General features: G+C 70.7%; 2 protein-coding genes. Both read right to left on the reverse strand.

What is annotated here, in order from left to right:
* Window positions 1-683: 683 nt before the first annotated feature.
* Window positions 684-3095: an excinuclease ABC subunit UvrA gene (locus AB0I16_RS32820; RefSeq protein ID WP_363253311.1), complete on the reverse strand. Its 2412-nt coding sequence runs from the start codon at window positions 3093-3095 to the stop codon at window positions 684-686.
* Window positions 3096-3336: 241 nt separating this feature from the next.
* Window positions 3337-5553: an MMPL family transporter gene (locus AB0I16_RS32825; RefSeq protein WP_363253312.1), complete on the reverse strand. Its 2217-nt coding sequence runs from the start codon at window positions 5551-5553 to the stop codon at window positions 3337-3339.
* Window positions 5554-6000 lie beyond the last annotated feature (447 nt).

The raw sequence follows: 6000 nt of genomic DNA on the forward strand, positions 1-6000 counted from the left end.
GGTCCACCGCGCGCCTAGATGCGGACGAGCCGCGCAGATCTCCCGCCCCACCACGCGCCGGGCGGACGTGCCGCGCGAATGTCCGGCCCCACCACGCACCTGGGTGCGGACGTGCCGCGCGAATCTCCCGCCCCACCACACACCTAAGGCGGACGAGCCGCCCAATTGTCCGGACCCACCACGCACCTAGGTGCGAACGAGCCGCGCGAATCTCCCGCCCCACCACACACCTAGGACGGACCAGCCGCCCGATTGTCCGGACCCACCACGCACCTAGGTGCGAACGAGCCGCGCGAATGCCCGCCCCACCACACACCTAGGACGGACCAGCCGCGCGAATGTCCGGACCCACCACGCACCTAGGTGCGAACGAGCCGCGCGAATGCCCGCCCCACCACACACCTAGGACGGACCAGCCGCGCGAATGTCCGGCCCCACCACTCACCTGGGTGCGGACGTGCCGCGTGAATGCCCCGCCCCGCCGCGGGCCTTGGGCGGACGAGCCGCGCCAATGAATGTCCGGCCCCACCACACGCCGGGGCAGACGTGCCGCGCCATGTCACCGGTCCCCGGCACCGCCGGCCCCCCGGCACCCCCGGGCGGGGCGGTTCGCCGTGTGGGAGGGCATCGTGCCGCCGTCCGCGCGGTGGCCCGACCACGGACCACCGCGCGGGCGCCCCGGGTCAGGCGCCGACGTACGCCGCGAGGTGCTCGCCGGTGAGCGTGGCGCGCTTGGCCACCAGGTCGGCGGGGGTGCCCTCGAAGACGACCCTGCCGCCGTCGTGGCCGGCGCCGGGGCCGAGGTCGATGATCCAGTCGGCGTGCGCCATGACGGCCTGGTGGTGCTCGACGACGATGACCGACTTGCCGGAGTCGACGAGCCGGTCGAGCAGCCCGAGCAGCTGCTCCACGTCGGCCAGGTGGAGCCCCGCGGTCGGCTCGTCCAGGATGTAGACGCCGCCCTTCTCGCTCATGTGGGTGGCGAGCTTGAGCCGCTGCCGCTCGCCGCCGGAGAGCGTGGTGAGCGGCTGGCCGAGGCTGAGGTAGCCGAGCCCGACGTCGACGAGGCGGGTGAGGACGCGGTGGGCCGCGGGCGTGCGGGCCTCCCCCTCGCGGAAGAACTCCTCGGCCTCCGTCACGGACATCGCGAGCACCTCGCTGATGTCGCGCCCGCCGAGGCGGTATTCGAGGACCTCGGGCTGGAACCTCTTGCCCTCGCACTCGTCGCAGGGCGTGGAGACGCCGGCCATCATCGCGAGGTCGGTGAAGATGACACCGGCGCCGTTGCAGGCGGGGCAGGCGCCCTCGGAGTTGGCGCTGAACAGGGCGGGCTTGACGCCGTTGGCCTTGGCGAAGGCCTTGCGGACCGGGTCGAGCAGGCCCGTGTAGGTGGCGGGGTTGCTGCGCCGTGAGCCGCGGATCGCGCCCTGGTCGACCACCACCACGTCCGGGTCGACGCCCCGGGAGCCGCCGACGAGCGAACCGTGCACCAGGGAGCTCTTGCCGGAGCCCGCGACGCCGGTCACGACGGTGAGCACGCCGAGCGGGACGTCCACGTCGACGTCGCGCAGGTTGTGCGTGGAGGCACCGCGGATCTCCAGGGCGCCGGTGCGCTCGCGCACCGTCTCCTTCAGGGACGCCCGGTCGTCGAAGTGGCGTCCGGTGAGGGTGCCGCTGGACCGCAGCCCCTCGACGGTGCCCTCGTAGCAGACGGTGCCGCCCGCCGTGCCCGCGCCGGGGCCGAGGTCGACGACGTGGTCGGCGACGGCGATCGTCTCCGGCTTGTGCTCGACGACGAGGACGGTGTTGCCCTTGTCCCGCAGCCGCAGCAGCAGGCCGTTCATCCGCTGGATGTCGTGCGGGTGCAGGCCGACGGTGGGCTCGTCGAAGACGTAGGTGGTGTCGGTGAGCGAGGAGCCGAGGTGGCGGATCATCTTCACGCGCTGCGCCTCGCCCCCCGACAGCGTGCCCGCGGGCCGGTCCAGGGAGAGGTAGCCGAGGCCGATCTCCACGAACGAGTCGAGGGTGTGCCGCAGCGCGGTGAGCAGCGGCGCCACCGAGGGCTCGTCGAGTCCGCCGACCCATGTGGCCAGGTCGCTGATCTGCATGGCGCAGGCGTCGGCGATGCTGATCTTCTTGATCGTGGAGGACCGCGCCTCGGCGCTGAGCCGGGTGCCCTCGCACTCGGGGCAGGTGGTGAAGGCGACGGCCCGGTCCACGAAGTCCCTGATGTGGGGCTGCATGCCCTCGCGGTCCTTGGCGAGGAACGACTTCTGGACCTTGGGGATGAGCCCCTCGTAGGTGAGGTTGACGCCGTTGACCTTGATCTTGGTCGGCTCGCCGTACAGGAAGGCCTGGAGTTCCTTCTCCGTGTACTCGCGGATCGGCTTGTCCGGGTCGACGAAGCCCGACTGGGCGTAGAGCTGCACGGTCCACTGGCTGTCGGACTTCCAGCCGGGGATGGTGAAGGCGCCTTCGGAGAGCGACTTGGAGTCGTCGTAGAGCTGGGTGAGGTCGATGTCGGAGACCTTGCCGCGGCCCTCGCAGCGGGTGCACATGCCGCCGGTGCGGTGGAAGGTGGCCTTCACGGTCTTGGTCTTCCCGGCGCCGCGCTCGACCGTGATGCCGCCGCTCGCCCGGACCGAGGCGACGTTGAACGCGTACGCGTTGGGCGAGCCGATGTGCGGCTCGCCGAGCCTGCTGAACAGCACGCGCAGCATGGCGTTGACGTCGGTGGCGGTGCCGACCGTGGAGCGCGGGTCGGCGCCGAGCCGCTGCTGGTCGACGATGATCGCGGTGGTGAGTCCTTCGAGCACGTCGACCTCGGGACGGGCGAGGGTCGGCATGAAGCCCTGCACGAACGCGCTGTACGTCTCGTTGATCATCCGCTGGGACTCGGCGGCGATGGTGTGGAACACCAGGGAGCTCTTGCCCGACCCCGAGACGCCGGTGAACACCGTGAGCCTGCGCTTGGGCAGTTCGACGCTGACGTCCTTGAGGTTGTTCTCCCGCGCCCCGTGCACGCGGATCAGGTCGTGGCTGTCGGCGGCGTGCGGCGTGGACGCCCGCTCGTCCGTACGTGGGGCCTTGCTCATCGTCTCTCCCTCTTCGAGGCCCGCCGCGCTCCCGTTCACCGTCGCGGGGGCGGCGTGCCCGTGCTCTCCGTACCGCCCAATCTAGGGAGGCCCCGGTGCGGATGCTTCTCGATTCCTGATCAGTTGCGAAACCGTGCCCACGCGCGCGTGCGGGCCGCCGCCGGACATGGCGGAGCGGGCCGGCCGGGACTCCCTCTGCCAGGGGGTCCCGCCCGGCCCGCTCAGCGGGTACGGCGGCGTGTCAGCGGCCGACGGGCGTCAGCTCCCGCTCGGTCTCCGCGCCCGGCGCCACCGTGTCGCCGAGGGACTTGTGCAGCTTCTCGCCCTCCACGTCGACGTTGGGCAGGGCCTTGTCCAGCCAGCGCGGCAGCCACCACGCGGACTTGCCGAGCAGGGCGAGGACCGCGGGGACGATCGCCATGCGGACGACGAAGGCGTCGAAGAGGACGGCGACCGCGAGGCCGAAGCCCATCATCTTGATCATGTCGTCGTTCTCCATGATGAAGCCGGAGAAGACGCTGATCATGATGATCGCGGCGGCGGCCACGACGCGTCCGCCGTGGGTGAAGCCGGTGACGACCGACTCGGCGGGGCTCGACCCGTGGACGTACGCCTCGCGCATCCGGGTCACGAGGAAGACCTCGTAGTCCATGGCGAGACCGAAGACCACGCCGATCATGAAGATCGGCATCATGCTCATGATCGGGCCGGGCTGGTCGACGCCCACGATGTCCGCGAGCCAGCCCCACTGGAAGACGGCGACGACGGCGCCGAGCGCGGCGGCCACCGAGAGCAGGAAGCCGAGCGCCGCCTTGAGCGGGACCAGGATCGAGCGGAAGACCAGCATCAGGAGCACGAACGCCAGGCCGACGACCAGGGCGAGGTAGGGAATGAGCGCGTCGTCCAGGGTCTGCGAGAAGTCGATGGTCATCGCGGTCTGACCGGTGACCAGGATCTCGGAGTCCGTGTCGGCGCCGATGTCACCGGCGTTCGAGCGGATCGTCTTGACCAGTTCCTCGGTCTTGTGGTCGCTCGGCCCGGTCTTCGGGACGACGTTCATGATCGCGGTGTCCCCGGCCTTGTTGGGCGCGGGCGGCGTCACGGCGACGACTCCCTCGACCTCGGCGAGCTTGTCGCCGACGGTCTTGGCGGCGCCCGCCACGTCGGCGTCCTTGCTGACGGTGACCATCAGGGGGCCGTTGAAGCCCGCGCCGAAGGACTCGGACAGCATGTCGTACGCCTTGCGCTGGGTGCTGTCCGGCGCCGACGAGCCCTCGTCGGGCAGACCGAGTTCGAGGCTGGTGGCCGGGACCGCCACCGCGCCGAGGCCGAGGACGGCGACGGTCAGGACGGCGAGCGGGCGGCGCAGCACGAAGCGGGACCAGCGGGTGCCGAGCTTGGGCTTGGCGTGCGGGTCGCTGTGGCCCGCGGGCTTCTTGCGGTCCTTGCGGCTCAGCACCTTGCGGCCGGCGAAGCCGAGCAGCGCGGGGATCATGGTGAGCGCGATGAGGACGGCGACCACGACGGTGCCCGCCGCGGCGAGGCCCATCTTGGTGAGGATCGGGATGTTGACGACCGCGAGGCCGGAGAGGGCGACGACGACGGTGAGTCCGGCGAAGACCACGGCGGAACCGGCGGTGCCGGTGGCGCGTCCCGCGGCGTCCTCCGGTGTGCGGCCCTCGGCTATCTCCGCCCGGTAGCGGGAGACGATGAAGAGGGCGTAGTCGATGCCGACGGCGAGGCCGATCATCGTCGCCAGGGTGAGGGTGGTGCTGGAGAGTTCGAGGACGCTGCCGAGCGCCCCGATGGCGAAGACGCCGATCATGACGCCGATGATCGCGGTGAGCAGCGGCATGCCCGCGGCGACCAGCGAGCCGAAGGTGAGGATCAGGACGACCGCGGAGATCGCGATGCCGATGAGTTCGGCGCTGCCGCCCATCTCCTGCTCGGCCATGACGGCGTCACCGCCGGTCTCGACGGTCAGTCCCGCGTCACGGGTGGCGTCGGTGGCCTTGGTCAGGGCGTCGCGCGACTTGTCCGTCAGCTCGGTGGCGACGACCTTGTACGTGACGGAGGCGTACGCGGTGGTGCCGTCCTTGCTGACGGTCTTCGCCTTGTACGGGTCGTCGACGCTCGCCACCTGCGAGCCCTTGCCGATGGCCGAGATCATCTTCTCGACCTCGGCCTTGGGCTCGGCGGAGGTGACCTTCTCGCCCTCGGGGGCCCGTATGACGACGCGGGCGCTCGCGCCGTCGGCGCTGGCGTCCGGGAAGCGCTTCTCCAGGAGGTCGAAGGCCTTCTGCGACTCCGTCCCCGGCATCGAGAAGGAGTCCTCGGGCGGTGCCGGTGCGGTCGACGCCGCGACGCCCGCACCGACGAGGAGCGCCACCCAGAGCAGTGCCACATAGCGGCGGCGCCGGAAGGCGAGGCGGCCTAGTTTGTACAGGAACGTAGCCACGGCGAAGGGGACTCCCGTCGGGTTGGGCAGGCAGGGACGACCCCCTTCGATGTGCGGTCTCCGCACGTCCGAGGTGCGTCTTCGCACGTCAGGGGGTCCAGCAGGATGCCCTTCCATAGTCACCGCCGAATGGGGGGCGGGAGTCCGACTGCGAGCCGGACTCTCGGCCCACGGTCGCTGTACTGCGTCGGGCGGAGTGTCATCCCGTGGGATGAGGGCGCGTACCGGCTTCTCGGCCACAGGGTGCAGTCACGTGTCAACGGTTTGGACGTCATTGGCGCGGAATCATCGCTTCCCCTTCGTCCGGCACCTGCACAGCGCGGAGAAATGTCCGCGCCGTGACGCCCCTCGGAACACGCCCTAGCTGTATTGATCACGAGCGTTGTTGACACGGGGGTCTTGATCAAAGGCGAAGACCTCCGGTGTGGTGGAGCTGTCTAGGACTGC

The organism is Streptomyces sp. NPDC050703 (assembly GCF_040654435.1).
Lineage (GTDB): Bacteria > Actinomycetota > Actinomycetes > Streptomycetales > Streptomycetaceae > Streptomyces.

Coding starts and splice junctions, on each gene's coding strand:
- AB0I16_RS32820 (WP_363253311.1), bottom strand. CDS start 3,095: ATGAGCAAGGCCCCACGTACGGACGAGCGGGCGTCCACGCCGCACGCC.